A 25,580-nucleotide genomic window follows, 5' to 3' on the forward strand; every position below is an offset into this window, starting at 1 on the left:
CATTACATATGAATTACATCGAATTCTGGAAGACAGCTTCTAAAACCGGCTCAGGCAGGTCATCGCCACCGCCTGAAACTGGGCAAAATCACGACACGTTTGCAGCTGTTGCGCCGCACGCTCGCGCAAAAACGTGACGAACAGATCGTAAATCGTCATCGCCTCTTCGTATTCGCGTTTGCTGATGGCGAGCAGGAAAATCACATGCGCGGTTTCTTCGCCCCACGCAATTCCCTGCGGGGCCAGTACGGTATAGACCACCGTTTTGCGCGCCATCAGCCCGAGCGAGTGCGGCAACGCGATACCGTCGCCAAGCATGGTGCTGACAATCGCCTCGCGCTCCACCACCGACGGCAGAAAATCCGCGCCTACATACCCGTCCTGCTCCAGCTCATCACACAGCTCTTTGAAAAGCTGTTGCTGGGTCATGGGCCCGTCCACCACGCGAAAATGCCGGGCGTCGAAATATTTCTCCAGCATCCAGGGCCGGGTTCTGTCCACCAGCACCAGCTTGCCGATTTGCTCCAGCTGGAAATCGGTCGGGAACGGCGACATCACCACCACCGGCTTATCTTTTTCCGCCACCCGCGCGGTGGAAATCACGAAATCCTCGGCGATGGCGGCGCGCTGCTCGTAGTCGCGCAGCGTGGCGATTTCACTCACCTCTAACTGCGGGTATTTGCGCAGCAACATCGACTGGATCATGCGCACCGTAGAGTTGCCGGTATCGCACACCAGCAGTACGCGCGGGTTGCGCTGGTAGCCCACGTTATAGTGGCGCTCAAGCCCGACGCCGATATGCAGCACCAGAAACCCCACTTCGTTTTCGCTGATGGTATAAGGCGTATATTTGCCCCAGCCGGACACCGCCGCCAGCGTCATATCCCAGGCCATCGGGTAGTGCTGTTTGATATTGCCGAGCAGCGGATTAGGAATATTGATCTGGTAGCGCACGCGGGTGATCATGGTGCGAATGTGGGTCAGCAGGTCGGCGCGCAACTGCTCGTCGGTCAGCAGATTGTAGTTATAGTGCGTGTTGATATAGCGCAGGATGTAGCCCGCCAGCGCTTCTGCGTCATCGGCGCTGATGGCACTCGGCTCCAGCTCCTGCACCTGGCGCGCGGCGATATGCACCCGCAGCCAGTTCTCTTCCGCCTCTGACAGCGGTTTACCGCACAGCGTTTGCAGCAGCGCCGCGATGCCGCGCGCCGCCTCGCGCACGTTATCGTCCACATCATCGGCCACAAACTCCGGCAGCGGAAAGCCCTCGCTGATGCGCCGCACCGCCACGGCACAATAGAGACGAATAAACTGCTCGCCCTCATCGGTAAAGCGCAGGCGCGCGTGCGCGAAAATCGTCGGCAGGCGCTCTGCGAGCGGCTCCTGCACGCCCGCGTTCAGTGCCTCTTCGGTAATTAATGGATTATCGCTGTCCTGCTGAGCGAGCTGCCAGAGCAGATCCGTCAGGCACGCGCGCAGCGCCATTTCACTGCCGAACAGCTTCATGCCGTGGCGCGGGCGGGTTTCAAGCGTGAGGTTGTAGCGGGTAAAGAGTTCGCGCACTTCCGCCATGTCGTTTTGCAGCGTGGCGCGGCTCACGAACCACTCTTCCGCCAGGTCTTCAAGCTTGAGAGAAAACGCGGAGGTCAGGAAGCGCACCGCCAGATAATGCACGCGCTCCGGCGCGGTGCGCGGAATGCGAAGCGCCTTCGGGCGGCTCGCCTGAAGCGCCTGATAGCGCCCCATATCATCAACGGTCAGCTGATAGCCGCTGCCGCGATTAAGCACCAGCTGCACGCCATGCTGACGCAGTAATTCATTGAGCGCGCTGATATCCGCCCGCACGGTGCGCGTCGTGACGTTTAACCGGCGCGCCAGCTCATCCTGCGGCAGCGTTTCGTTTTGCAGCAGATCAAACAGCCGGGACAGACGTTGACTCGGGAATCGCACACCGGTTTCCTCTCGTTAAACGGGCGCGCCATCGCGCCCGCGGACGGCTTCAGGCCAGGGAATATATTTATCACGGTGATGAATATATTCTCCAGCCTTAACGTAAAACGGCCTTACCCCACCAGGTTGCGCGTCATCGCCAGCAGGCGGCGCACATCCTCCGGGCGCGTATCGCCGCTGGCCTTGTCGATAATCGAGCTGTAAATATGCGGGATCACTTTGCTCACGCCCGCCTCCAGCGCGATGCGCAGGATCGCTTCAAAGTTATCGAGATCGATGCCGCCGGTCGGCTCCAGCCAGAAGTCGTGACGCGCGCAGGCGTCCGCCACAGCCTGATACTCCTCGCGGCAGGTAAGGCCGCCCAACGGGAAATATTTCACCGAGCTGCCGCCCATATCTTTCAGCAGGGCAATCGCCGTTTCCACCGGTACGATGCCGTCGGGCGCGCTGCTGCTTAACGGGCCGGTGGAGATTTTCACAAGGCCAGGCGTGCCCGTTGGTGACACCAGCCCGTTCACCACCGTCTCGCGCTGCCCGAGCAGCGCGCGGCTTGCGCCCACCCCGGTAAAGACCTGGTTCACATGCTGCGGCTGTAGCTCGCGCGCGATGGCGCTGACCATCGCGGACTGATTCGGGTCGCCCGCGCCCAGCCCCACCGACAGCGCGTTATCGATGCGCTTCGCGTAGTCCCGCATATCCTCGACGGCGCTCGCCACGTCCGGGTAGTTTTTCGAGAGGACGCCCACCAGCACATGCCCTTCGGCGGCTTCATAAATCGCGCTGGCGTTTTCTTTCGAGCCTGCCAGCACGTTCAGGCAAACACGATCGCGGTAAAAATTCGGGCTCAGTTTCATGCGTGCGCCTCCTGATTCAGCACGTCCCGGATGCGGCGGAACACAATCTCCAGCTGCGCGGCGCTAACGCTGCGCACATCCGCTTCAATAATGCCTTCGTTGGCTTTGTAGCCGCGAAAGTAGATGGCGTATTCGCCCTGCTTCAGCGCGCTGACCAGCTCGCCGGTGTTGATGCCGGTGACGGCTTCGTCGAATTTGATTTCGCTGCGGGCGATGTCGCGTCCGGCGCTGTCCCACACCACGCGAGCCGTCACGCCGTTCAGCGTGTTGAGCTGGTCGATAAACGGCGTCATTTTGGCCACCATCTGCGCGCCGCTCTCTTTGGGCGCGCTGAGGTAGTGTTCGATGGCGCTGGTGAGGCCGAGAATGCCCTCTTTGCCGACTTTCATCGCGCGTCCGATGCCGTTCGCCTGGCGCTTCACCCACTCCACGTACTGCGTTTTGCCGATCACCAGACCGCTCGACGGCCCTTCGATCGCCTTCGCGCCGCTGTAAATCACCAGATCCGCGCCCGCGTGGTAGTAGCACTGCAAATCTTCTTCGGCGGCGGCGTCGACAATCAATGGCAGCTGATGCTCACGCGCCACCGCAGCGGCCTGGGCCACGCTCAGCATGCTTTTTTGCACGCAGTGGTGCGATTTCACATAGAGGATCGCCGCTGTTCGCGGCGTGATCGCGGCGGCAAGCTGCTGTGCCGAACACTCGTTGGCATAGCCCGCCTCGACCAGCTTTCCGCCACCGAGCGCCACCATCGTGCCGACCGGCGCGCCGTAATTCACGTTATGGCCTTTCGGCAGCACAATTTCGTTTTGCTCAATCGCAGTGGTATGCAGGTTCTCAAGCAGCCAGTCGCTCTCTTTGACCAGCACCGCCGCCACCGACTGCGCAAGCCCCGCCGAGGCGCAGGAGACAATCGTCGCGGCCTCCACCTCCAGCAGTCTGGCGATGTACGCGCCGGTTTTATTGACCAGATCTTTCATTTCGAAATAGTGATTGAGCCCCTGCGTGACGGCTTCCACCACCTCCTGGCGCGGCGTGGAGACGCCTAAAATCGTCATGCGCCCGGAGGCGTTAATCACCTGTTTCAATTCATATTTTTCATACACTGAAGGCATGTTCCGCGCTCCCTTGTTCGGTCATGTGCCAGGCGCCCGCCCGCACGGCGGCAAGCGGCACCAGTAAATAGTCGCCGTGCAGCGTCTCTTCGTCAGCATCGGTAAAAAGCGCTGGCTGGCGGCGCAGGTCGAAAATCGTCAGATCGGCGTCGGCCCCTGGCGTCAGCCGCCCTTTATGGGCCAGACGCAGCACCTGCGCGGCGTGCAGCGTGACGCAGTCAATCACCTGCGGCAGCGACAGGCCGATGGCGAGGAATTTCGACATCACATGGGCGAGGCTTCGCACCGGGCCGTTGATGCGGTTACGGCAGTAGATGTCAGAGCTGATGGTGTGCGGCAGAATGCCGCGCGTGATGGCCTGGCGCGCCACCTCAAAGCTAAAGCTGGCGCTGCCGTGTCCGACATCAAGCCGCACGCCGCGCTCAAGCGCGTCGCTAATGCTGGCGCGAAGCTGACCCTTCGGCGTCAGGATGCGATTCGGTTTGCCGTTAAAGCAGTGGGTAATGATGTCGCCCTGAGACAACCGCGCGGCGATCTCATCCAGCGGCGGCGGGCCGTTGCCGATATGCACCATCAGCGGCAGATGGCCGTTCTCCTGCTGAATAGCTTTGGCGCGCTCAAGCGGCGCGATGCCGTTATCACCCACCACGCTGCTGCTCATACGCGCTTTCAGGCCGACGATAAAATCGGGGTGACGGGCGATAGCCTCGCGCGCCGCCGCGGCGTCGATATTCGCCATATCCGCCAGCTCGTTTTGCGCGATAAGACCTACCTTCGAAACATTAAGCAGCGCCAGCACCTCGGTCGCCACGCCACGTGTCAGCGCGTAAAAGTCGTCGATATCGTTCGCGCCGGTGCTGCCCGCGTCCACCACGGTGGTGACGCCGGTCGAAACGCCAACCGCGTCCGGATCGTCGTGGTAAATCGGCGATTTCGGGTAGCAGTGGACGTGCAGATCGATCCAGCCGGGGGTGACGTAATACTCGCCATTGAGATCGCGCGTGGCGCGCGCCTCGCCGGTCACGCTGCCGAGCGCGGCGATTTTGCCGTCTTTGATGGCGATATCCGCCAGCGTGTCGTCCACCAGCCGCGCCTGGCGCAGGATCAGGTCAAACATAGGGTTTCCTCAGAAGGCGGGCGCCGGAGCGCCCGCGCGGTTAACCGATCGCCACAGGAAACAGCGAACCCAGGATCATCGCGCCGAGAATAGCCCCGCCGGTGATCGGCTTCTGCCAGAGATAAAACAGCAGCGCGCCCACAAGCGATCCCACGCCAATCGGGATTGAGGCGGTCATGGCGCTCAGGATGATGAGCGGCCCGAGGAAGCGCCCGGAGGCATTGCCCGCGCCCATCATGACGTCCGCGCCGTAGGTGGAATCGCTCTGATTAATGGTGAATTTACGCGCCAGAATGATGACGTAGCCGATGGCGAGGCCAATCAGCAGGCCGGTGACCAGCGAGGCGGCGAAGTTCGCCACCGGGAAAACGAAGCCCGCGCCGAGCAGCAGCGCCGGAACGCCAAGCCCCACGCCGGTCTGGATGGCGCCGCCGATATCCAGAATCCCCACCAGCGAGCCTTCGATAATGCGGGCAAAGAGGAAACTCGCGCCGAAGGCGGCCACCGCGCCATAGACGCCGGTGTCGATGCCGGCTTTGAGCATCGCCACAAACGCCACTTCGTTAAACGCGCCGATGCCGTAGAGGTAGTACATATGCGTTCCGGCGAATACGCCGGAGGAGAGCAGGCCGACGAAGATCGGGAATGACCAGTCGGCGTAACAGAAACCTTTATTCTCTTCCATCATGCGCTCCTTATTTGCCGCTCAGCGAGTTGTGGATAAGACTGAGCCAGTCCGGCACGGTCAGACGGAAAGATTCGATCATTTTCATGTCGAAGCCGCGGAAGAAGGCGCTCAGCACGAACAGCAGCACAATGGCGGTCATCATGACTTTGGTAACGCGGTTCCAGCCGCTCTCTTCAACACCCTTGCCGATAAGAATGCCCAGCACCAGCCCCGGCACGGCGTTGCCCATGATCAGCTGCGCCGCGCCGCCAAAGACGGTGGCCCAGAAGCCCGATTTTTTCCCGGCGTCGATGGCAGCCAGCCAGAAAATCACCGGCATGACGGTGTTCACCAGCAGGTTAGCGGCAGGCACCAGCACTTTAACGGCGGTAACCTGCAACGCTTCCGGCACAGCCGACGCCGTGGTGTTGAGAAACGCCACCACCGCCATGCCGATAAGCCCGCAGGCGACCGCCATTTTTTTCGGGTTGTGCAGGGTGTCGGCGAGATTGCGGTTTTTCACCATCAGCGCCGCCGCGCCCCAGTTGGGAATAATGCGGTGGTCGACATCCTGGGTGAACGCGCCCGCCGCGACGGAGGACGCCCAGGCGTTAAAGAAAAACCCTAACCCAAAGGAGAAATGCGAAGCCGGATCGCCTTCGCAGGAGTTCAGCTCTCCTAACGTACGAAAGGCGCCCATCCCTTGCGTGGTGGGCGCATGGAACATGCGTGCGGCCCCGGCGCCCACGCCGACGCCGACCAGGCCGCCGATGATGAGCGATTTTATTAAAATTATCAGGAACATTGGTCTGCCCTTTTAGTAACAATCAGCTGTGTTGCGTGACGAAATCCACCTTATCGAGATTGATGGCGGTCACGTTGACGGTCACGTCCAGCTCCACGCTGAAAGCCCGTCGTTCCCGGCGCAAAAAGAAAAACAGAAACGCTTCTTTACGCACCGTTTCCCGCGCATGAACAACCTGCACATCCTGTGGCTCTATACGCAGTAAGATGTGCGGCGAGGCTTTCATCACCGCCGCCTGTACCTGATTCAGGGCATCGGCGAACGCGCGAGCGCGCGTGTCGCCTTTGCCTTTCACTCTCACCGTGGTGGTGAACTGTTCTTTCATACGTTATGCGCCGTATTTCTTTTTCCAGGCTTCCACCAGACGCTCGCCCAGCTCTTCTTTATCCATAAAGCCGAAGCCCAGCACGTTGCAGCCCTCGTTAATGGCGGTGACGCCCTCTTCCACCGAGCGCATTCCATATTTGGCCTTGTAGCCATGTTTAGTCTGCGCGGTGATAGCGCCCGCGCCGCCGCTGCCGCAAAACGAGATACCGAACGTCGCGCCTTCGGTTTTCATCACGTCGCCAAGCTTCATATCCGCCGCGACACCCGGCACTACGACCGCGCGTGCGCCCGCTTTCTCCGCGCCCGCCGCCACTTTCTGGCCTTTGCCCAGACGATCGCCAATCACTACCGTAATCTGTTCCATGGTTCGCTCCTGAAGGTTAAAGATTCTCTTTCGCCACCTCGAAGTGCACCGACAACAGCCAGGCCTCTTCATCGGGCAGATTGCCGAACTGCGCCACAATTTCACGCGCCAGCGCCATCGAGCTTTCGGAGATCTCCTCAAACAGGCTCTCTTCCACCTCGGGCAGCGGCTCGCCTGTCACCGAGCGGTGCGCCATCGCCCGCACGTGTGAGCTGAGCATCTGCCGCTGCACGTCGTTGGGCGTTATCTGGTGGCGCTCAAGGAGCGCGTAAACTTCATCCAGCATCCGCCCGGCAAGCGTCGCGGCATCCTCCGCGTGTCGACATCCGGCGTTGTTCATTACCGCTCCGTTATTCACTCTGCATACCTGATTAGTTGCGCTGAGGTAACACTAACGGCGGGTGTTAAAGGTTTGTAGCGAGTTGTTTTCCACTTCAAAGTGGAAAGGAGAGTGGCGGCAGTGATCTGTTCCACATAAAAGCCGTGAATGGATATAAACAACCAAATAACTGTGATGAATATCACTGGCGGTCATGTCGGGCGTGGGAAAAAGAAAATAACGGGCTTGCGACGCCGCGCGCAAAAGGCGGCAGAGAATAAGCGTGGCTTATGACCGGGCGCAGAGGGAACGTGCGGCGGCGAACCGCCGCACAAAAAAGGGCTTAGCGATACTTCTTGTGGTAGGTATTGCGGGTGGTTTTGAACTCTTCGGCGCTCGCCTGGGCCTCTTTGATTTTGCCTTCATCAACGAGCTTCATCGCGCCGTCAATCTGGCTTACCAGCGTATCGAGACCGTGGCGGAAATCTTTCATTTCCGGGCTGTCAGCTGGCTTATCTTCGAGCTTCGGCGGGGTTTCTTTTTTGGCGTCCAGCGCCGCCTCGCGCATTTTCGTCAGCGCGGTTTTCATTTCTGCCGCATCGCTGGTCTTCTGCACGACTTTCAGGTTTTCATTGAGGGTGTCCATGTTGTCTTCCAGATCCGCCCACGCCGCGGCGCTGGTGAACAACAGAGAGGAGACCGCTAACATCGCTAATGCTTGCTTACGCATTGACTCACCTTTTTATTGTTATGACGAAAAAAAGCGCCACAACGGGCGCCCTTGCCTTACTCACCGGCGATTTTCATCTCCGGCAGCAGTACTGAACCACACTGAATATTGCTACGTGTTTCGATATCGTCACCAATGGTAACCATATTGCGCCACATCTCTTTCAGGTTGCCGGCGATGGTGATTTCGCTCACCGGATACTGGATTTCGCCGTTTTCCACCCAGAAGCCCGCCGCGCCGCGCGAGTAATCGCCGGTGATGCCGCTGACGCCCTGGCCCATCAGTTCGGTCACTACAAGGCCGGTGCCCATCTCTTTCAGCAGTTGCTCAAAGCTCAGGCCGCGCCCTTTAATGCGCCAGTTGTGGATGCCGCCCGCGTGGCCGGTGCTTTTCAGCCCCAGCTTGCGCGCGGAGTAGTTGGTAAGCAGCCACTGTTGCAGCACGCCGTCTTTGATAATGTCGCGGCGCGAGGTCGCCACACCTTCGCTGTCGAACGGCGTGGAAGCGAGGCCTTTCAGAAGATGCGGATGCTCTTCAATCGTCAGCCACTCAGGCAGGATCTGCTTGCCGAGCGAATCGAGCAGGAATGTAGATTTACGGTACACCGCGCCGCCGCTGATGGCGCCGACCAGATGACCAAACAGCCCGGTCGCCACTTCGCGGCCAAAAATCACCGGCGCTTTCATGGTCGGCAGTTTGCGCGGCGAGAGGCGCGACAGCGTGCGGCGGGCGCACTCTTCGCCCACCCACTCAGGCGATTGCAGATCGCCCAGCGCGCGGCCAATGGTGTAGGCGTAGTCGCGCTCCATGTCGCCGTTCTCTTCGGCAATCACGCAGCTGGAGAGCGAATGGCGTGTCGAGCAGTAGCTCTGCAACATGCCGTGGCTGTTGCCGAACACTTTGATGCCGTAGTGGCTGTTAAAGCTGCCGCCTTCGGTATTGGTGATGCGTTTATCGGCCTTTAAAGCCGCCTGTTCGGCGCGCGCGGCGTAGTCGATAGCCTGTTCCGGTTCGATCTCGGCCGGGTGGAAGAGATCGAGATCCGGGGCGTCGAAAGCCAGCAGATCTTTTTCCGCCACGCCCGCGCACGGGTCTGGCGAGGTGTAACGGGCGATATCCAGCGCCGCCTGTACGGTGCGGGCGATAGCGTCCGGGCTTAAATCGGTCGAGGAGGCGCTGCCTTTGCGATTCTGGTGATAAACCGTGATGCCAAGCGCCCCGTCGCTGTTGAACTCGACGTTCTCCACCTCACCGTAGCGGGTGCTGACGCTGATGCCGGTCGTTTTGCTGACCGCCACTTCCGCGCCGTCCGACTTGCCGGACGCCAGCTCCAGCGCCTGAGAAACCGCCTGTTCCAGCGCTTTGCGCTGCGCTTCAACTTGTGTGATTACTTTCATCGCGAGTGCCATAATGTAAGGTGAAACTGAAAAGCCACATTTTGTGAGTCTAACAGAGAACCATTTCGCAGTGCGCGCCTTAACTGGTAGTATTAGCCTCTTTTTTTGAGGAGCCTGAGATGACAAAGCAGCCCGATGACTGGCTCGATGAAGTGCCCGATAACGAAAACGATGACGACGATGATGAGATTATCTGGGTCAGCAAAAGTGAAATTAAACGCGACGCCGAAGAGCTGAAGCGCCTTGGCGCTGAACTGGTCGATCTCGGTAAAAACGCGCTGGATAAAATCCCGCTGGACGACGATCTGCGCGCCGCCATTGAACTGGCGCAGCGCATTAAGAAAGAAGGCCGCCGCCGCCAGATGCAGCTTATCGGCAAAATGTTGCGTCAGCGTGACGACGAGCCGATCCGCCAGGCGCTCGATAAGCTGAAGAACCGTCATAACCAGCAGGTGGCACTGTTCCATAAGCTGGAACAGCTGCGCGATCGTCTGATCGAAGAAGGCGACGACGCGGTGCCGGACGTGCTGAACCTGTGGCCGCAGGCGGATCGCCAGCAGCTGCGTTCGCTTATCCGTAACGCCAAAAAAGAGAAAGAAGGCAATAAACCGCCGAAATCCTCACGCCTGATTTTCCAGTATCTGCGCGAACTGGCGGAAAGCGAGCAGTAATCCCTCCCGGCTCAGGCGCTGCCTGAGCTGTTTCCCCTTTTCTATTCCTTTTAGTGATGGTTTATGACCGCTTTTAAGGCGTGTCTTAACGCCGGGCATGACTCCGCTTTTATTGGCTGAATCGTTAAAGCTAAAGCCGCTCATATTCACAACTTTAATTACCGCTCTGCGTACATTTTCATCAATAACAAATCATCCATCACAATTAACTTCGCAAAAAACGGCTTTTTTTAGACAGTTGAAAACGATCACGTTTTCTTAACCTGCGATCCGCCAGGCTGCACGGGCAAAGCTAAAATCGATTCAGCAAAAAGGAAGAAAAGATGAATAAAACCGTATGGCTTACCCCGCTTGCCCTGCTGATTTCTGCTCAGGTGAGCGCGCAAACCTGGGTGCTGACCGATGCTGAACAGGGCGTCGAGAAAGGAAACTGGCAAATCAGCAGCCAGAAGCTGAAGCTTTCTGGCGCGCCGTTCAGCATTGAGCAGAAAGTGCTTCATGGCGGCAAGCAGGAAGGCAGCAAAATCATCACCATCACCAGTAAAGACGGCCTGACCATTACGTTAAGCCCGACGCGCGGTATGAACCTGCTGCGCGCCGACGGTTTTGGCGTGCGCATGGGCTGGGATTCGCCGGTGAAAGAGGTGGTTAACCCTGCGTATATCAACCTTGAAAGCCGCAACGGGCTGGGCTGGCTGGAAGGCTTCAACGAGATGATGGTGCGCTGCGGTTATGAATGGACCGGCCACCCGACCACCGCTGACGGTCAGCTTTATACGCTGCACGGCAAAGCGGGCAACACGCCAGCCTCACGCGTGGAAGTCGAGGTGAGCGACAACGCGCCGTATGAGATCAAGGTGCGCGGCCTGCTCAAAGAGAGCACGTTCAAAAAAGCGGATTTGCAGACCCTGACCGAGCTGCGCTACGTGCCGGGCAGCAACAGTTTCAGCATTAACGATGTGCTGACCAACCACGCGGATTACCCGCACGACTACCAGATTATCTACCACAGCAACTTCGGCCAGCCGATTCTGGAAGAAGGCGCGCGCTTTATCGCGCCGCTGGAAAAAGTCAGCCCCTTTAACGACTATGCCAAAGGCGGCCTGAAAGAATGGAACACTTACAGCGGGCCGACCAAAGGCTTCGATGAGATGGTCTTTAACCTGACGCCGCTCGGCGATGCGAAACAGGAGACGGTCGCCGCGGTGGTTAACAAGGCGGGTGATAAAGGCGCGGCGATTAGCTTTAACCTGCAGCAACTGCCGGTGCTGACGATGTGGAAAAACACCGACACGCTGAAGCAGGGCTATGTGACCGGCATTGAGCCTGGCACCAGCTACGCCTACCCGGTCACGATTGAGCGCGAACAGAAACGCGTGAAACAGCTCGCCCCGGGCGAAAGCACGCGCTTTGACCTGACCTATACCCTGCTGCATAACGCGCAGCAGGTCTCTGACGTGGAAAAACGCATCGCCGATATTCAGGGCGATAAGAAGACTACGCAGGAAGAGACGCCCATCGCCAAAGAGTGAGCCGGGCCTTAAAAAAAGCCTTCGCATGCGGAGGCTTTTTTCTTAGCGGGAGCGGCTCAGAGCGCCTGCGCTTTTTCGGCTTTTTTCGCCAGCGCATCCAGCAGTTTCTGATGAATGCCGCCGAAGCCGCCGTTGCTCATCACCAGAATGTGATCGCCTGGCTGCGCGGTTTTGACAATCATCTCCACCAGCGTGTCGATATCAGCACTCCAGTGCGCGGGCTGGATGCAGGCATCCGCCACTTCTGCCACCTGCCACGGAATGTGGTGCGGCTGGAAGAGGAACACTTCGTCGGCGCGCCCGAGCGACGGCGCCAGATCGTCTTTGCAGACGCCCATTTTCATGGTGTTAGAGCGCGGCTCAAGCACCGCGATAATACGCGCCGTACCGCCCACTTTGCCGCGCAGCGCGGCAAGCGTGGCGAGGATAGCGGTCGGGTGATGCGCGAAATCGTCATACACCGTGACGCCGTTGGCTTCGCCGCGCAGCTCAAGGCGGCGACGCGCGTTCACGAACGAGCCGAGGGCCTGCGCGGCATCGGCAGGCGTCACGCCCACATGGCGCGCCGCGGCAATAGCCGCCAGCCCGTTCTGCATGTTGTGCTCGCCCACCAGCTGCCACTCCACCTGGCCCACGCATTCGCCGTCCAGCCAGACTTCCCATTTCGAGGCGTCGTTAATGAGTTTTTTCGCCTGCCAGCGGCCCTGCTCGCCAAGCTGTTCCTGCTCGCTCCAGCAGCCCATCGCCATCACCTGTTTAAGGTTGATGTCATTCTCAGGCCAGATGATTTTTCCCTGCCCCGGCACAATGCGCACCAGGTGATGGAACTGTTTCTGGATGGCTTTCAGATCGTCAAAAATATCCGCGTGATCGAATTCGAGATTATTGAGCACCAGCGTGCGCGGCGCGTAGTGGACAAACTTGGAGCGTTTATCAAAGAACGCGCAGTCATATTCGTCGGCTTCAATCACAAAGAAGGGGCTGTCGCCAAGGCGCGCGGAGACATCGAAATTGCCCGGCACGCCGCCGATGACAAAGCCGGGCTTGTAGCCGCAGGCTTCCAGGATCCAGGTAGCCATGCCCGCCGTCGTGGTTTTGCCGTGGGTGCCTGCCACCGCCACGACCCAGCGGTCGCGCAGCACGAAATCGTGCAGCCATTGCGGGCCGGACATATAAGGAATGCCCTGCTCCAGCACCGCCTCAACGCACGGGTTGCCGCGGGTCATGGCATTGCCGATCACCACCAGATCCGGACGCGGTTCGAGCTGCGAGGCGTCATAGCCCTGAATTAAGTCAATCCCTTGCTTTTCCAGCAGGGTACTCATCGGCGGGTAGACATTCGCGTCCGACCCCGTCACTTCATGACCCAGCGAGCGCGCCAGCATCGCCACGCCGCCCATAAATGTGCCGCAAATTCCCAGTATATGAATACGCATAGGTACAGTCCTTATTAAAACTGACGCACATTCTACCTGTTTGAGACGGGGCGAATAAACGCATTTCAGGATAATCCGCATTTTGCTGGCGCGATTCACCTGTGCGCTACAATTTGAATGTTTGTTAAGATTGTTGCGATCGCTTTACTCAACTTCAGGATGCAGGGAAAGTGTTATGAAAACGTTAGGTGAATTTATTGTTGAAAAGCAGCACGAATTTTCTCACGCCACCGGGGAACTGACGGCGCTGCTGTCGGCAATAAAGCTTGGCGCTAAGATCATCCACCGCGATATCAATAAGGCCGGTCTGGTCGATATCCTGGGTGCCAGCGGCGTCGAAAACGTGCAGGGCGAGACGCAACAAAAACTCGATCTGTTCGCCAATGAAAAGCTCAAAGCCGCGCTTAAGGCACGCGATATCGTGGCGGGCATCGCCTCCGAAGAAGAAGACGAGATTGTCGTTTTCGAAGGCTGCGAACACGCGAAGTATGTCGTCCTGATGGATCCGCTGGATGGCTCGTCAAACATTGATGTTAACGTCTCTGTCGGCACCATTTTCTCTATCTATCGCCGCGTGACGCCGGTAGGTACGCCGGTCACGATGGAAGATTTCCTGCAGCCGGGCAGCCAGCAGGTCGCCGCGGGTTATGTGGTTTACGGCTCCTCCACGATGCTGGTGTATACCACCGGTTGCGGCGTGCACGCCTTTACCTACGATCCGTCGCTCGGCGTGTTCTGTCTGTGCCAGGAGCGTATGCGCTTCCCGCAAAGCGGCAATACGTACTCCATTAACGAAGGGAATTACATTAAATTCCCGATGGGCGTGAAGAAGTACATTAAATATTGCCAGGAAGAAGATAAAGCGACCCAGCGTCCTTATACCTCGCGGTATATCGGTTCGCTGGTGGCGGATTTCCACCGTAACCTGCTGAAAGGCGGGATTTATCTCTACCCGAGCACCGCGAGCCACCCGGAAGGCAAGCTGCGTCTGCTGTATGAATGCAACCCGATGGCGTTTCTGGCCGAGCAGGCGGGCGGCAAGGCGAGCGACGGCAAGCAACGTATTCTCGATATTAAACCGGACAGCCTGCACCAGCGTCGTCCGTTCTTTGTCGGCACCGAGCAGATGGTGAACGACGTAGAGCGGTTTATCCGCGAATTCCCGGACGCGTAAGCGCGTTTGTCAGTGATGAAAAAGGCAGCCACGGCTGCCTTTTTTGTTGGCGGGTGAAGAAAACGGCGGGCTGAGGCAAAAACGGCGGGTGCGCTGACGCTTACCCGCCCTACGAAAACCATCACATTTTGTAGGGTGGGTAAGCGAAGCGCACCCACCAACACGTTATCTCACCGCTTATTTGTAAGGTGGGTAAGCGCAGCGCACCCACCAACCGGTTATCTCATCGATTATTTGTAGGGTGGGTAAGCGCAGCGCACCCACCAGCCTGAAGCGCACCCACCGGTTATCAGCGAAAACTTAACCTGCCGTCTGCAACCGGAACGACGCCATCGCTTCCACCAGCTGCTGCGCCTGCTCTTCCAGCGAACGGGTCGCAGCGGAGGATTGCTGCACCAGCGCCGCGTTTTGCTGGGCGGTTTCGTCCATCTGACTCACGGCGATATTCACCTGCTCAATACCGCGGCTCTGCTCCAGCGACGCGTCGGCGATTTCGCGCACCAGCTTCGTCATCCGCAATACTTCTTCGGCAATCTCATCCATTGTCTCACCGGCCTGCATGGCCAGCTCGCTGCCCTCGCCCACCTGGCTTTGTGAATTGCTGATAAGCGCGCGGATCTCCTTCGCCGCCTCGGCGCTGCGGCTCGCGAGCGTACGCACTTCACCCGCCACCACCGCAAAGCCGCGCCCCTGCTCACCCGCGCGCGCCGCTTCAACCGCCGCGTTCAGCGCGAGGATATTGGTCTGGAACGCAATGGCGTCAATCACGCTTAGAATGTCGCCAATCCGGTTTGAACTGCCGGAAATGTCGCGCATTTTTTCAATCACATAGCAAACCATTTCACTGCCGCGATCGGCGGTATCGGAGACCGCTTTCGCCAGCTGATGCGCCATCCCGGCGTTATCGGCGTTCTGTTTCACCGTCGCGGTGATCTGCTCCATACTCGCCGCGGTCTGCTCAAGTGAGGTGGCGGTCGATTCGGTGCGCTGCGCCAGATCGACGTTGCCTGCCGCCAGCTCGCGGCTCCCGGTGTCGATTTGCGCGCTGGCGTCACGCACGCGCATCACCGACTGCGCGAGCGACAAACGCATCGCCTCGATGGCGCTTACCAGACGCCCCAGCTCGTTATTGCTGGTCGCGGTCAGCGAACGGGTCAGATCGCCTGCCGCCACATGCTCAAGTTGCTCCACGGACTGCGCCAGCGGCTTGAGCAGCAAGTGCCGAAGCGCCAGCCAGACCAGCGTCATCATCGCCGCGGTCAGCAGCGCCACCAGACCAATCAGCGCCAGCATCACCTGTTTCTGCGTCAGCACGCCGTTAACTTCCTGACGTCCACGCGCCTCGCCCCAGCGCTGAAACGCCTGCACATCGTTATCAAACGCGCGGGTCAGCGGGATAAGCCCGTTGCCGAGCAGATCGTAATAATCATCCGGGCTCTGCTTGTTGAGCGCCGCCATCATCGGCGCGAGCCCCTGACCATTCAGCGCGTTAAAACTCTGGTTAAGCTTGCCGAGCAGCAGCGCGCCTTGTTCGTCATCCACCTCGCTGGTGAGCACCGTTTTCAGCAGTTGCTGACCGCGCACCAGCTCGCCCGCGATGATTTTCACGGTCGAGGTCGCGTCGTCCACCATGCCGATTTCCATCTGGCGTACCGCCTGGCCTGCCTCGTTGCGCGCACGCAACAGCAGCGTATAGCCTTCGTTCAGACGCATCATTTTTTCGCCCTGCAACGCGTTAATGCGCTGTAAGGATGCCGAGCTTTGGGTGAGTGAGTAGATGCCCATGGCGCTCACGAGCAGAAGCAAAACGGCCATAACCGCCAACAGCGTCAGCAGGCCGGTACGGATAGAGAGATTTCTCAACATGGTGGGGTCCCGGTAATCGCGATAGCTTGATCCATTGAAGAAAAAACTATCGGCAATTACCGGGGAAAGTTTATACAGTTTAGCCAGATCAATATCTTATAACTGAAAAGTTAGCGCGGCGTCACACGCGTGACCTCGGCGCTCTGGCGGTTTTCCCACAGTACCGTCAGCCCGCGCTGCAGCGCGATAAAAATAAACAGCAGTAGCCCGATGGCGATTTTGGTCCACCAGGAGCTCAACGTGCCGTCGAAGTTAATATAGGTCTGAATAAGCCCCTGAATCGCCACGCCAAACAGCGTGCCGAGCACCGTACCCACGCCGCCGGAAAGCAGCGTGCCGCCGATAACCACCGAGGCGATGGCGTCCAGCTCAACGCCGACGCCCGCCAGCGCGTAGCCCGCCGAGGTGTAAATGGAGAAAACAATACCCGCGAGCGTGGCAAGCCCGGTCGAGAGCATATAAATACGCACGGTAACGCTGCGGGTGGAGATGCCCATCAGGTTGGCGGACGTGGCGCTGCCGCCGATGGCGTACACCTGGTTGCCAAAACGGGTGCGGTGCGCGAGGAAAATGCCAATCACCACCACGCCCAGCATCAGAAGGCCCATTGCGCTAAGCCGTCCGCCGCCGGGGATTTTCCATGCGAGGCTTGAGAGCGTGTCGTAAATCGGGTGGTCAATCGGGATCGACTCCTCAGACACCAGATAACTGACGCCGCGCAGAAAGAACATGCCCGCGAGCGTAATGATAAACGCCGGGATTTTCAGCGCATCGATAAGCCAGCCCATCAGCGCGCCGAACGCGCAGCCCATCAGCAGGATCAGCGGGAACGCCACCAGCGGCGACATGCCCCAGAAGCCGATCGCTTTGGCGAGGAACACGCCGGTAAAGGCGATCACCGAGCCAACCGAGAGATCGATGCCGCCGGAGAGGATCACAAACGTCATACCGACGGCGATGATCCCGAGAAACGCGTTATCGGTCAGGATATTGCAAATCACGCGCGTGGAGGCGAAACCGGGGAATTGCGTCAGGCAGTAGAGATAGCCGAGCACAAACACCGCGAGCGTGATGGTCAGCGGCAGGTTACGTTTTATCATGGCGGCGCACTCCTTTAATCAGACAAATAAATCGCGGCGACTGGACAATCAGCACGCACAGCACCACCACCGCTTTCACCACCTGGTTCAGCTCCGGCGGAAAGCCCGACAGCAGAATCCCGGTGTTCATCCCCTGAATAATCAGCGCGCCGACGACCGACAGCGCCAGGTTAAAGCGCCCGCCCATCAGCGACGCGCCGCCAATCACCACCGCCAGAATGGCATCGAGCTCAAGCCACAGCCCGGCGTTGTTAGCGTCCGCGCCGCGGATATCCGCCGCGACGATGATCCCGGCAATCGCCGCGCACAGGCCGCTCAGCATATAGGTGAGCATGACGATAAGCCGCGTGCTGACCCCCGCGTTTTTCGCCGCACGAATATTGATACCAACGGCTTCAATAAACATGCCGAGCGCGGTTTTGCGGGTAAAAAGCCAGAACGCCAGCAGCGTCACGATCGCGATGATGACCGGCGTCGGGAAGAAAAACAGCGAACCGCTGCCAAGCCAGGCGAGCGACGGCGAGTTGAACGTGACGATCTGCCCGGAGGTAATCAGCTGCGCCACGCCGCGCCCGGCGACCATCAGTATCAGCGTCGCCACAAAGGGCTGAATTTTCAGCACCGCCACCAGAATGCCGTTCCAGAGCCCGGCCAGCACGCCGACGCCGAGCGACGCCAGTATTACCACGGCGAGGCTGTGCCCGCCCACGGTCAGCGTCGCGGCGGTCGCGCCCGCAATCGCCATCACCGCGCCGACGGAAAGGTCAATCCCGCCGGTGGCGATGACGAGCGTCATGCCGATCGCGAGCAGCGCCACCGGGGCGGCGCGGTTGAGGATATCTATCGGGCTGCCGAAGAGCCGCCCGTCCTGCAGTACTATCTGGAAGAAGTGATCCGCCACCAGGCCGTCAACCAGCAGCACCAGCATCAGCGCCGCGATTTGCGGCATGCCGGGCGGGAAGCGTAAGCGCCGCTTCGGCGCGCCCGTATCCGGTAATGAACGAGGCATCACGCGTAGCTCCTTATGCCGCAATGGCATTCATAATGGCGCCGACCGAGAGATCCTCAAGCGGGATCTCCGCCACCTGCTGGCGGTCGCGCAAGATAATCACCCGGTCGGCGTAGCCCACCAGCTCTTCCAGCTCAGACGAGATGACCAGCAGAGCCAGCCCGTCGGCGCACAGGGTTTCGATAAGCCGGATGATCTCCGCATGCGCACCGACGTCGATGCCGCGCGTCGGCTCGTCGAGGATCAGAAACTGCGGTTTCGTCAGCAGCCACCGTGAGAGCAGGACTTTTTGCTGGTTGCCGCCGGAGAGAAACTCAATCGGCTGCTCCGGGCCCGGCGTGCGGATGCCGAGCTGGCGAATAAAGCGGGCGGCGATCTCATCCTGTTCACGCCGCGGGATCGGGCGCAGCCAGCCGCGCTGGGCCTGCAGCGCCAGGATGATGTTTTCGCGCACCGAGGCGGCCCCGATGATGCCGTCGGTTTTCCTGTCTTCAGGGCAAAAACCGATCCCAAGCCGTGACGCCTGCTGCGGCGAGCGCAGCGTTTGCGGTTTGCCTTTAATGGCGGCGGTGCCGCTGTCTGCCGGGTGGATGCCGAAGATGACTTCCGCCGTTTCGGTACGTCCGGAGCCGAGCAGGCCCGCCAGGCCGACGATTTCGCCGGGGCGCACTTCCAGCGAAAACGGCGCGATAACGCCTTTTTTGCCGTAATCGTGAAACGCCGCGACCGGTTTTTCGCTCAGCAGCGTGCGCCCCGCGCGCTGTAGCGCGTTGCTCTCAAGCTCACGGCCAAGCATCATTTTCACCAGTTCAATTTGCGGCAGCTCGGCGGTGTCGCGCGTACCGACAAATTTCCCGTTACGCAGCACCGTGATGCGATCCGTGACTTCATAGACCTGATCGAGAAAGTGCGTGACGAAGACAAGGCTGACGCCCTGGGCGCGCAGCTGGCGCATCAGGGTAAAGAGCATCTCGACCTCTTTGGCGTCGAGGCTCGCGGTGGGTTCATCAAGGATCAGCACGCGCGCGGAGAGATCGATGGCGCGGCAGATAGCGACGATCTGCTGCATCGCCACCGAAAAGCGGTTCAGCGGCTCGCGGACGTCAAGATGAAAGCCGTAGGATTCAAGTAGCGCCGTGGCGCGCTTTTCCATCTCTTTGCGGCGCAGCAGGCCGAAGCGGCGCGGCTCGCGGCCAATAAACAGGTTGTCCGCCACCGACATGTTGGGCAGCAGGTTAACTTCCTGGTATACGGTGCCGATGCCAAGCTGTTGCGCGTGCGCGGTGTTGCGCGGCCGCACGGCCTCGCCGCCGAGATAAATAGTGCCACCATCGGGCTGATAAACGCCGGTGAGCGCTTTAATGAGCGTCGATTTTCCGGCCCCGTTTTCCCCGAGCAGCGCCATGATCTCCCCGCGCCGCAGGCTGAAATCGACATGGTCGAGCGCCTTTACGCCGGGAAACGTTTTGCTCAGGCCTTCCGTTCGCAGGATTTCCTGATGGTTATCGTTATGCATGGTCGGACTCTCCTGTTGCCTGAGCCTGGCGTGTTGCGGTTAGCGTGATGTTGGTTGGCGCGGCGGGTGCGCTGCCTGGACACGGCGGGTGCGCTACGCTTACCCGCCCTACAAAACTTACGCCTGCTGGCGGGTGCGCTACGCTTACCCGCCCTACAAAACTCACACCTGCTGGCGGGTGCGCTGCGCTTACCCGCCCTACATATTGCCCGCTTTTTGACAGGTAGGGCGGGTAAGCAACGCGCACCCGCCGCCGTAAGAACACCTCAAAAACCCGTCACGCTGGTCAATCAATACCCCATCGTTTTCTTCTTCTCTAACATCTCTTTGGCGGTATCCGGCAGGTAGAGCACCGACTCGGTAATCGTCAGCTTCGGAGGCTGCGTGCCGTCTTTCTTGAATTTCTCCAGCGCGTCGAACGCCGGGCCGGCCATGTTCGGCGTCAACTCTACGCTCGCGTTCGCCTCGCCATCCGCCATCGCTTTGAAAATATCCGGCACGCCGTCGATGGAGCCGGTCAGGATATCTTTGCCCGGCTTCAGCCCGGCCTCTTTGATGGCCTGAATCGCGCCGATCGCCATATCGTCGTTATGCGCGTAAACCATGCAGATGTTTTTGCCGTTGTTCTCGGCTTTGATAAAGCTCTCCATCACTTCCTTACCCTTTGAGCGGGTAAAGTCGCCGGACTGCGAGCGAATAATCTTGATGTTCGGCGCTTTGGAAATCGCCTCGGCAAACCCTTTCTTACGATCGATAGCCACGCTCGCGCCCACGGTGCCCTGCAACTCCACGACGTTACACGGTTTGCCCGCAACGGTTTTCACCAGCCAGTCGCCGATAAGCTTGCCTTCCAGCACGTTGTTGGCGGTAACGGTAGTCATGTAGAGCGACTTGTCTTTAACATCAATCGAACGGTCGAGGAGGATCACCGGGATTTCCGCGTCTTTTGCCTCTTTCAGCACCGGCTCCCAGCCGGTCGCCACCACAGGCGCGATAAAGATCGCGTCCACGCCCTGGGCGATAAACGAACGCACCGCTTTAATCTGGTTTTCCTGCTTCTGCTGGCCATCAGCGACTTTCAGCGTAATGCCGCGCTTCTGCGCCTCGCTTTTCGCAACGCTGGTTTCCGCCGCGCGCCAGCCCGATTCAGAGCCGACCTGAGAAAATCCCACGGTTAACGGGGCAGCCAATGCCATAGACGACATGGCTGCCGAAACTGCTGTGACAACAAGTAAGCGCTTCCACATAAGGGTATCCTCGTAGGGTTATTGTTGGGTAAGAGTCCACCTGTGGCGAAACTATAGACAAGCGTGGATGTAACTGAATGCGTTACATCACAATTCAAAAAAGTAACGAAAAAGTTAAAATTCAGAAATGACGGGATTTAACGCCAGCCGGGATACGGCGCGGCAAGCGCCAGCGCGGCATCGGCCAAAAATTTTTAGCGTAAAAAGGGTTACCAGACACGTAATGTAAACGTTTTCAGTAATTTATTGAGGATGCAGCTGGCTTTATGGATGAACGTGTCATGGGAAAACGCTGAAAGGTGCAGCAGGCTCACCGGTGAAACAAAAGAGTCCACGACTTTCCATTGCAGTTGGCTATAATACCTGGCACTTGTTTGCCATACATTTTTAAGGAAACAGACATGAGCTTACTGAACGTACCTGCGGGCAAAGATCTGCCGGAAGACATCTACGTTATTATTGAAATTCCGGCTAACGCTGATCCTATCAAATACGAAGTGGACAAAGAGAGCGGCGCGCTGTTCGTTGACCGTTTTATGTCCACCGCGATGTTCTACCCGTGCAATTACGGCTACATCAACCACACCCTGTCTCTGGACGGCGACCCGGTTGACGTGCTGGTCCCGACGCCGTACCCGCTGCAGCCTGGCTCTGTGATCCGCTGCCGTCCGGTTGGCGTACTGAAAATGACCGACGAGTCTGGCGAAGACGCCAAACTGGTTGCGGTACCGCACACCAAGCTCTCTAAAGAGTACGATCACATCAAAGACGTGAACGATCTGCCGGAACTGCTGAAAGCGCAGATCACCCACTTCTTTGAACACTACAAAGATCTGGAAAAAGGCAAGTGGGTTAAAGTGGAAGGCTGGGATAACGCCGAAGCCGCTAAAGAAGAGATCCGCGCCTCTTTCGAACGCGCGAAGAAGTAATTCGCCGCGAATGAAAAAACACCGCCCGAAGGCGGTGTTTTTTTATGGGCGTTACGCCAGCGCTTCGTCCCGGTGCGCCGCCAGACGGAAGACGCTGACGGAATCCAGCAGCTTCTCGGCCTGATACTGCATCGACTGCGCCGCCGCGGCGGACTCCTGCGACAGCGCGGCATTCTGCTGCGTCGAGGCGTCCATCTGCGTCACGGCAATATTAACCTGATCGATACCGGTGCTCTGCTCGCGGTTCGCCATCGAAATCGTCTCGACCAGTTCACTCACGCGCTGCACGCTTTTCAGAATATCTTCCATCGCGCTGCCTGCGCCTTTCACCAGGCTGTTGCCCTCGGCGATACGGCTCACGGAACGGTCAATCAGGTTACGGATATCCTGCGCCGCCGAGCTGGAACGCTGCGCCAGCGCGCGGACTTCCGCCGCCACGACCGCAAAGCCGCGTCCTTCCGCGCCTGCGCGTGCCGCTTCGACCGCCGCGTTGAGCGCCAGAATATTAGTCTGGAAGGCAATACCGTCGATAACGCTGATAATGTTGCTGATTTCGGTAGAGAACTGGTGGATTTCGCTCATGGTCTGCACCACGCGCTCAACCACTTCGCCACCCTGCCCGGCCACCTGGCAGGCATCGCGCGCGATATCGCTCGCAAAGCGCGAGTTCTCAGCGTTGTTTTTCACCACCGACGTCAGCTCTTCCATCGACGCCGCGGTCTCTTCCAGCGCGCTCGCCTGCGCTTCGTTGCGTGCTGAAAGCTCACGGCTACCGGTGGCGATTTGCGCCGACGCGGTGGCGATGGTCTCTGTGCCGCTGCGCACGCCAGAGACGATGCGGGTGAGGTTACCGTTCATCTCCTGGAGCGCGCCCATCAGCTCTGCGGTCTCATCGCGGCCGCTGACGGTGATTGTCGTTTGCAAATCACCGGCAGCAACGTTACGAGCAATAATCACGGCCTGCGCCAGCGGGCGCGTGATGCTGCGCACCAGCCAGAAGGTGATCAGAATGCTCGCGATAAGCGTCAGCGCCATCGTAATAAGCAGCATCGTGCGAGTCTGCTGATACTGCGCCAGGTTGCGCGCCTCGGTCTGACGGGTCAGCGCATCCGCCTGCTTCAGCGTTTTCGCGACGACGTCATCAATCATCCGGGTCGGCTCGCGGTCGATACCGCTCACCAGCTTATCGACATGCTGGGCGCTCGTCGGGTCGGCGATATTGTATTGCGCAATCGCCGCCAGATAGCTTTTTTCAAGCTCCTCGTGCTTTGCGATAGTCTGGCGCACCTCATCCACGCCCATGCCAAGCTGCGGCAGCAGCGTCGCAAGACGGTTTAACAGCGCCTGGGTTTTATCGCTCTGATCGACAAACGCGGCTTTGTATTTATCAAACGCCGCCTGCCCCTGCGTGCCGCGCAGCAGCGTGTTTTTCCACTCCTGTACCTGGATTTTGAACTGCACCTGCGCGTTCCGCGCGGTGTCGATGCTCTCTGCTATCACCTTTTCCGTGGCCATAATGTTGTTGTTTTGCTCAAGCCCGTCGGCGTTGATAGTCAGACCGCGAATGCCGATAAAGAGCACCGCGACAAGCAGTAACGCCGCCAGCAGACCGAGTCGTTGCCCGATTGTCAGGTGGTTTAATTTCATACTCTGTTTCCCATGGTGAAGGCACGCCTGAAAGGGGCGCTTCGGATCTATCGGCCTGCGAAATACGAGCTTTATGGGGCGGAAACACGCGGAAATGGTAGCAGAAGTTAAGTACTTAATTAGTCACGCTAAAACTTTTATGGCAGTTTTATGACAGCGCAGATTTACGGCGAATCGCTGGTTTGAACAACAGGAAACAGGCGATTGTACTGCGCGCGCAGACGGGCTGCCGCAGCGGTATCGCCTTTATATTGCGTAATCACGATCATGCTCTGCCAGACGTTTTTGTCGTTATGACGCAGTGAATACCGCGCAGCCCAGGTCATAAACGTGTCGAGATCGGCGCTGTTATGGGTGCGATTGTAGTCGATCAGGCGTGACACATTTTCATCAAATTCTGCCCGTTCGCCCTGCAGCGCGAAATACCACGGCGCAGGGCGCGGGAAATTCGCCAGATGGCCGCGCTCAAGCATCGTGAGCTGATAACCGGCGTAGTGCGCCGTCAGGCTAAAGGCCATCAGCGCAGCCGCCGCAGCAGCGATCGTGACGCGCAGGCTCAGCTTTGCGCGCTGTGTCTGGCAATGCGGTTTGTCGATAACGCCGAGGCGCAGCAGCAGAATAAACAGCCCGAAGTGTACGAACGACTGGTAAAACGGATACTCCAGATTAAGATGCACCAGCAGCGGAATAATCAGCAGCGCGTAGCCTGTCTGCACACGGCCCTGCCGCCAGGCGCTCATTACGATTTTCACCCAACCCGCGAAGAGCAATAACATCCCCGACAGCGCCACCACACCGCCCTGGAACCAGGCGTAAAGCAGTTCGTTATGGGGGTGAGTGACGATGCTGGAATAGGTGTAACCATATTCCGGATGCGCCAGCACAAAGCGGCTGAACGCATATTCAAACGTGCCGTAGCCCCAGCCAGCCCAGGGATGCAACATAATCATATGCCAGGTAATACACAGCATCTGCCAGCGTTCGCGCGTCGATTCACCATAACTGCGCGCCAGCGAATATGGCACGCCGTTGACCAGCACCGTCGTATGCTGCGTGATGTACCAGGCTGAGGCCGCGCTTATTATCATGAGCGTTAACGCCGACGCGCTGCGTGCCGGATGCTGACGCCATAGCAGGGCTGCGAGGCAGAGTACAATCAATAGCGCGCCAATGGCTCCGGCGCGGGACTGATTCAGCACCAGTACAAACGTCAGCAGGCTCAACCCGGCGGTACACAGCAGCACGTTCCTGCGCAGTCGTTGTTGCATTAGCAGCAAAAAACCGCAGCCGATGCCGGAGGCCAGAAAACTCGCGAGCAGATTCACCTGCTGGAAAATACCATAAGGGCGGCCGTGATTACGCAGCCAGTCATATTCATAAAGCCGCATGGCGAGAGGTGGACAGAAAACCTGAAGCAGGCTCACCGTTGTCTGGCCGAGCGCCAGCACAAATACAACCACCAGAATCGTACGCCTGTAGCGTGATGTGAATGACAGATGCCGCAGGCCCTGCCACAGAAAGACAGCACCCAGCAGCACCCATACGCCGGGATTTACCTTTACCTGCATAAAGCCGGATACCAGAAGTAACAACCCACCCGCTAACAACAATGGCTGGCGATCTGCATCGCCTTTTCTGTACCTCCAGATGAGCAGCATCACAAGGCTCCCCAGCCAGCACAGGAAAGTCAGATTAAAAGGCAGCGCGATACCGTAACCGCCAGAGTTGGCAATATAAAACAACGTCAGAATAAACAGAGGGATAACGGAAAATAAAGGAGTCATAGTGTTCTAATTTAATCATAGAAA

General features: G+C 58.7%; 23 protein-coding genes. 4 read left to right on the plus strand and 19 right to left on the minus strand.

The genetic code is table 11. The features are described 5' to 3' along the window. Window positions 1-39: 39 nt before the first annotated feature. From G9X48_RS19635 to pmbA, 11 genes are all read right to left on the minus strand, one after another. On the minus strand, window positions 40-1,950 hold the full coding sequence (locus G9X48_RS19635) for a PRD domain-containing protein (protein ID WP_097582647.1): 1,911 nt from the start codon (window positions 1,948-1,950) through the stop codon (window positions 40-42). Window positions 1,951-2,063: 113 nt separating this feature from the next. Continuing rightward, window positions 2,064-2,804 (minus strand): KDGP aldolase family protein, encoded by a 741-nt coding sequence (locus G9X48_RS19640; protein WP_166499971.1) that lies wholly within the window; start codon window positions 2,802-2,804, stop codon window positions 2,064-2,066. Then, window positions 2,801-3,919: a DgaE family pyridoxal phosphate-dependent ammonia lyase gene (locus G9X48_RS19645; protein WP_038878591.1), complete on the minus strand. Its 1,119-nt coding sequence runs from the start codon at window positions 3,917-3,919 to the stop codon at window positions 2,801-2,803. Before G9X48_RS19645 ends, G9X48_RS19640 begins: the two co-directional genes overlap by 4 nt. Continuing rightward, window positions 3,903-5,036, minus strand: a complete 1,134-nt coding sequence (locus G9X48_RS19650; RefSeq protein WP_097641370.1) for an amidohydrolase/deacetylase family metallohydrolase — start codon at window positions 5,034-5,036, stop codon at window positions 3,903-3,905. Before G9X48_RS19650 ends, G9X48_RS19645 begins: the two co-directional genes overlap by 17 nt. A gap of 40 nt (window positions 5,037-5,076) precedes the next feature. Beyond that, window positions 5,077-5,721 carry a DUF4310 family protein gene (locus tag G9X48_RS19655; protein WP_166499972.1) on the minus strand — a complete coding sequence of 215 codons (645 nt, stop codon included), beginning with the start codon at window positions 5,719-5,721 and terminating at the stop codon, window positions 5,077-5,079. Window positions 5,722-5,731: 10 nt separating this feature from the next. Further along, on the minus strand, window positions 5,732-6,508 hold the full coding sequence (locus G9X48_RS19660; protein ID WP_004385264.1) for a DUF4311 domain-containing protein: 777 nt from the start codon (window positions 6,506-6,508) through the stop codon (window positions 5,732-5,734). A gap of 22 nt (window positions 6,509-6,530) precedes the next feature. Further along, the gene (locus G9X48_RS19665; RefSeq protein WP_004385263.1) at window positions 6,531-6,833 is read right to left on the minus strand and encodes a DUF4312 family protein; all 303 of its coding nucleotides are present in this window, start codon (window positions 6,831-6,833) and stop codon (window positions 6,531-6,533) included. Window positions 6,834-6,836: 3 nt separating this feature from the next. Next, on the minus strand, window positions 6,837-7,199 hold the full coding sequence (locus G9X48_RS19670; protein WP_004385262.1) for an SFCGS family glycine-rich protein: 363 nt from the start codon (window positions 7,197-7,199) through the stop codon (window positions 6,837-6,839). Window positions 7,200-7,215: 16 nt separating this feature from the next. Continuing rightward, window positions 7,216-7,557: a PRD domain-containing protein gene (locus tag G9X48_RS19675; RefSeq protein ID WP_071602605.1), complete on the minus strand. Its 342-nt coding sequence runs from the start codon at window positions 7,555-7,557 to the stop codon at window positions 7,216-7,218. A 304-nt stretch (window positions 7,558-7,861) separates the two neighbouring features. Beyond that, entirely contained in the window at window positions 7,862-8,248 is a 387-nt protein-coding gene (cybC, locus tag G9X48_RS19680; protein WP_097641369.1) for a cytochrome b562, read from the minus strand. A gap of 56 nt (window positions 8,249-8,304) precedes the next feature. After that, the gene (gene pmbA, locus G9X48_RS19685) at window positions 8,305-9,657 is read right to left on the minus strand and encodes a metalloprotease PmbA (protein WP_012123727.1); all 1,353 of its coding nucleotides are present in this window, start codon (window positions 9,655-9,657) and stop codon (window positions 8,305-8,307) included. Window positions 9,658-9,764: 107 nt separating this feature from the next. Between pmbA and yjgA the strand changes: the two genes are divergently transcribed. Continuing rightward, window positions 9,765-10,316, plus strand: a complete 552-nt coding sequence (gene yjgA, locus G9X48_RS19690) for a ribosome biogenesis factor YjgA (protein ID WP_004385258.1) — start codon at window positions 9,765-9,767, stop codon at window positions 10,314-10,316. Window positions 10,317-10,639: 323 nt separating this feature from the next. Beyond that, complete coding sequence (locus G9X48_RS19695) at window positions 10,640-11,848, plus strand: aldose 1-epimerase family protein (protein WP_097582627.1); 1,209 nt, start codon at window positions 10,640-10,642, stop codon at window positions 11,846-11,848. A 56-nt stretch (window positions 11,849-11,904) separates the two neighbouring features. On the opposite strand, the gene mpl is transcribed toward G9X48_RS19695, so the two are convergent. Continuing rightward, window positions 11,905-13,284 (minus strand): UDP-N-acetylmuramate:L-alanyl-gamma-D-glutamyl-meso-diaminopimelate ligase, encoded by a 1,380-nt coding sequence (gene mpl / locus G9X48_RS19700; RefSeq protein WP_097641367.1) that lies wholly within the window; start codon window positions 13,282-13,284, stop codon window positions 11,905-11,907. A 175-nt stretch (window positions 13,285-13,459) separates the two neighbouring features. Here mpl and fbp point away from each other — a divergent pair, with 175 nt between their 5' ends. Next, window positions 13,460-14,458 carry a class 1 fructose-bisphosphatase gene (fbp, locus tag G9X48_RS19705; RefSeq protein WP_012123724.1) on the plus strand — a complete coding sequence of 333 codons (999 nt, stop codon included), beginning with the start codon at window positions 13,460-13,462 and terminating at the stop codon, window positions 14,456-14,458. Window positions 14,459-14,758: 300 nt separating this feature from the next. Here the strand turns inward: fbp and G9X48_RS19710 are convergent, their stop codons facing one another. From G9X48_RS19710 to ytfQ, 5 genes are all read right to left on the minus strand, one after another. Then, the gene (locus tag G9X48_RS19710; RefSeq protein ID WP_054624064.1) at window positions 14,759-16,324 is read right to left on the minus strand and encodes a methyl-accepting chemotaxis protein; all 1,566 of its coding nucleotides are present in this window, start codon (window positions 16,322-16,324) and stop codon (window positions 14,759-14,761) included. Window positions 16,325-16,434: 110 nt separating this feature from the next. After that, window positions 16,435-17,424, minus strand: a complete 990-nt coding sequence (yjfF, locus tag G9X48_RS19715; RefSeq protein WP_032982172.1) for a galactofuranose ABC transporter, permease protein YjfF — start codon at window positions 17,422-17,424, stop codon at window positions 16,435-16,437. Next, complete coding sequence (gene ytfT, locus G9X48_RS19720) at window positions 17,411-18,433, minus strand: galactofuranose ABC transporter, ATP-binding protein YtfT (protein ID WP_097641366.1); 1,023 nt, start codon at window positions 18,431-18,433, stop codon at window positions 17,411-17,413. Before ytfT ends, yjfF begins: the two co-directional genes overlap by 14 nt. A 13-nt stretch (window positions 18,434-18,446) precedes the next feature. Beyond that, a complete protein-coding gene (ytfR, locus tag G9X48_RS19725; protein ID WP_097641365.1) occupies window positions 18,447-19,949 on the minus strand; it encodes a galactofuranose ABC transporter, ATP-binding protein YtfR in 1,503 nt (500 codons plus the stop codon). A 290-nt stretch (window positions 19,950-20,239) separates the two neighbouring features. Then, window positions 20,240-21,196, minus strand: coding sequence for a galactofuranose ABC transporter, galactofuranose-binding protein YtfQ (gene ytfQ, locus G9X48_RS19730; RefSeq protein ID WP_012123718.1), 957 nt, complete (start codon window positions 21,194-21,196; stop codon window positions 20,240-20,242). 401 nt (window positions 21,197-21,597) lie between these two features. Here ytfQ and ppa point away from each other — a divergent pair, with 401 nt between their 5' ends. Then, window positions 21,598-22,125, plus strand: coding sequence for an inorganic diphosphatase (gene ppa / locus G9X48_RS19735; RefSeq protein ID WP_004388179.1), 528 nt, complete (start codon window positions 21,598-21,600; stop codon window positions 22,123-22,125). A gap of 51 nt (window positions 22,126-22,176) precedes the next feature. Here the strand turns inward: ppa and G9X48_RS19740 are convergent, their stop codons facing one another. Beyond that, window positions 22,177-23,772: a methyl-accepting chemotaxis protein gene (locus G9X48_RS19740; protein WP_012123717.1), complete on the minus strand. Its 1,596-nt coding sequence runs from the start codon at window positions 23,770-23,772 to the stop codon at window positions 22,177-22,179. Between the two features lie 164 nt (window positions 23,773-23,936). Then, entirely contained in the window at window positions 23,937-25,556 is a 1,620-nt protein-coding gene (locus tag G9X48_RS19745) for an O-antigen ligase family protein (RefSeq protein ID WP_097640956.1), read from the minus strand. Window positions 25,557-25,580: the final 24 nt, after the last annotated feature.

It is taken from the genome of Cronobacter sp. HA18006 (assembly GCF_011605445.1).
In the GTDB taxonomy this organism is placed as follows: domain Bacteria; phylum Pseudomonadota; class Gammaproteobacteria; order Enterobacterales; family Enterobacteriaceae; genus Cronobacter; species Cronobacter sakazakii.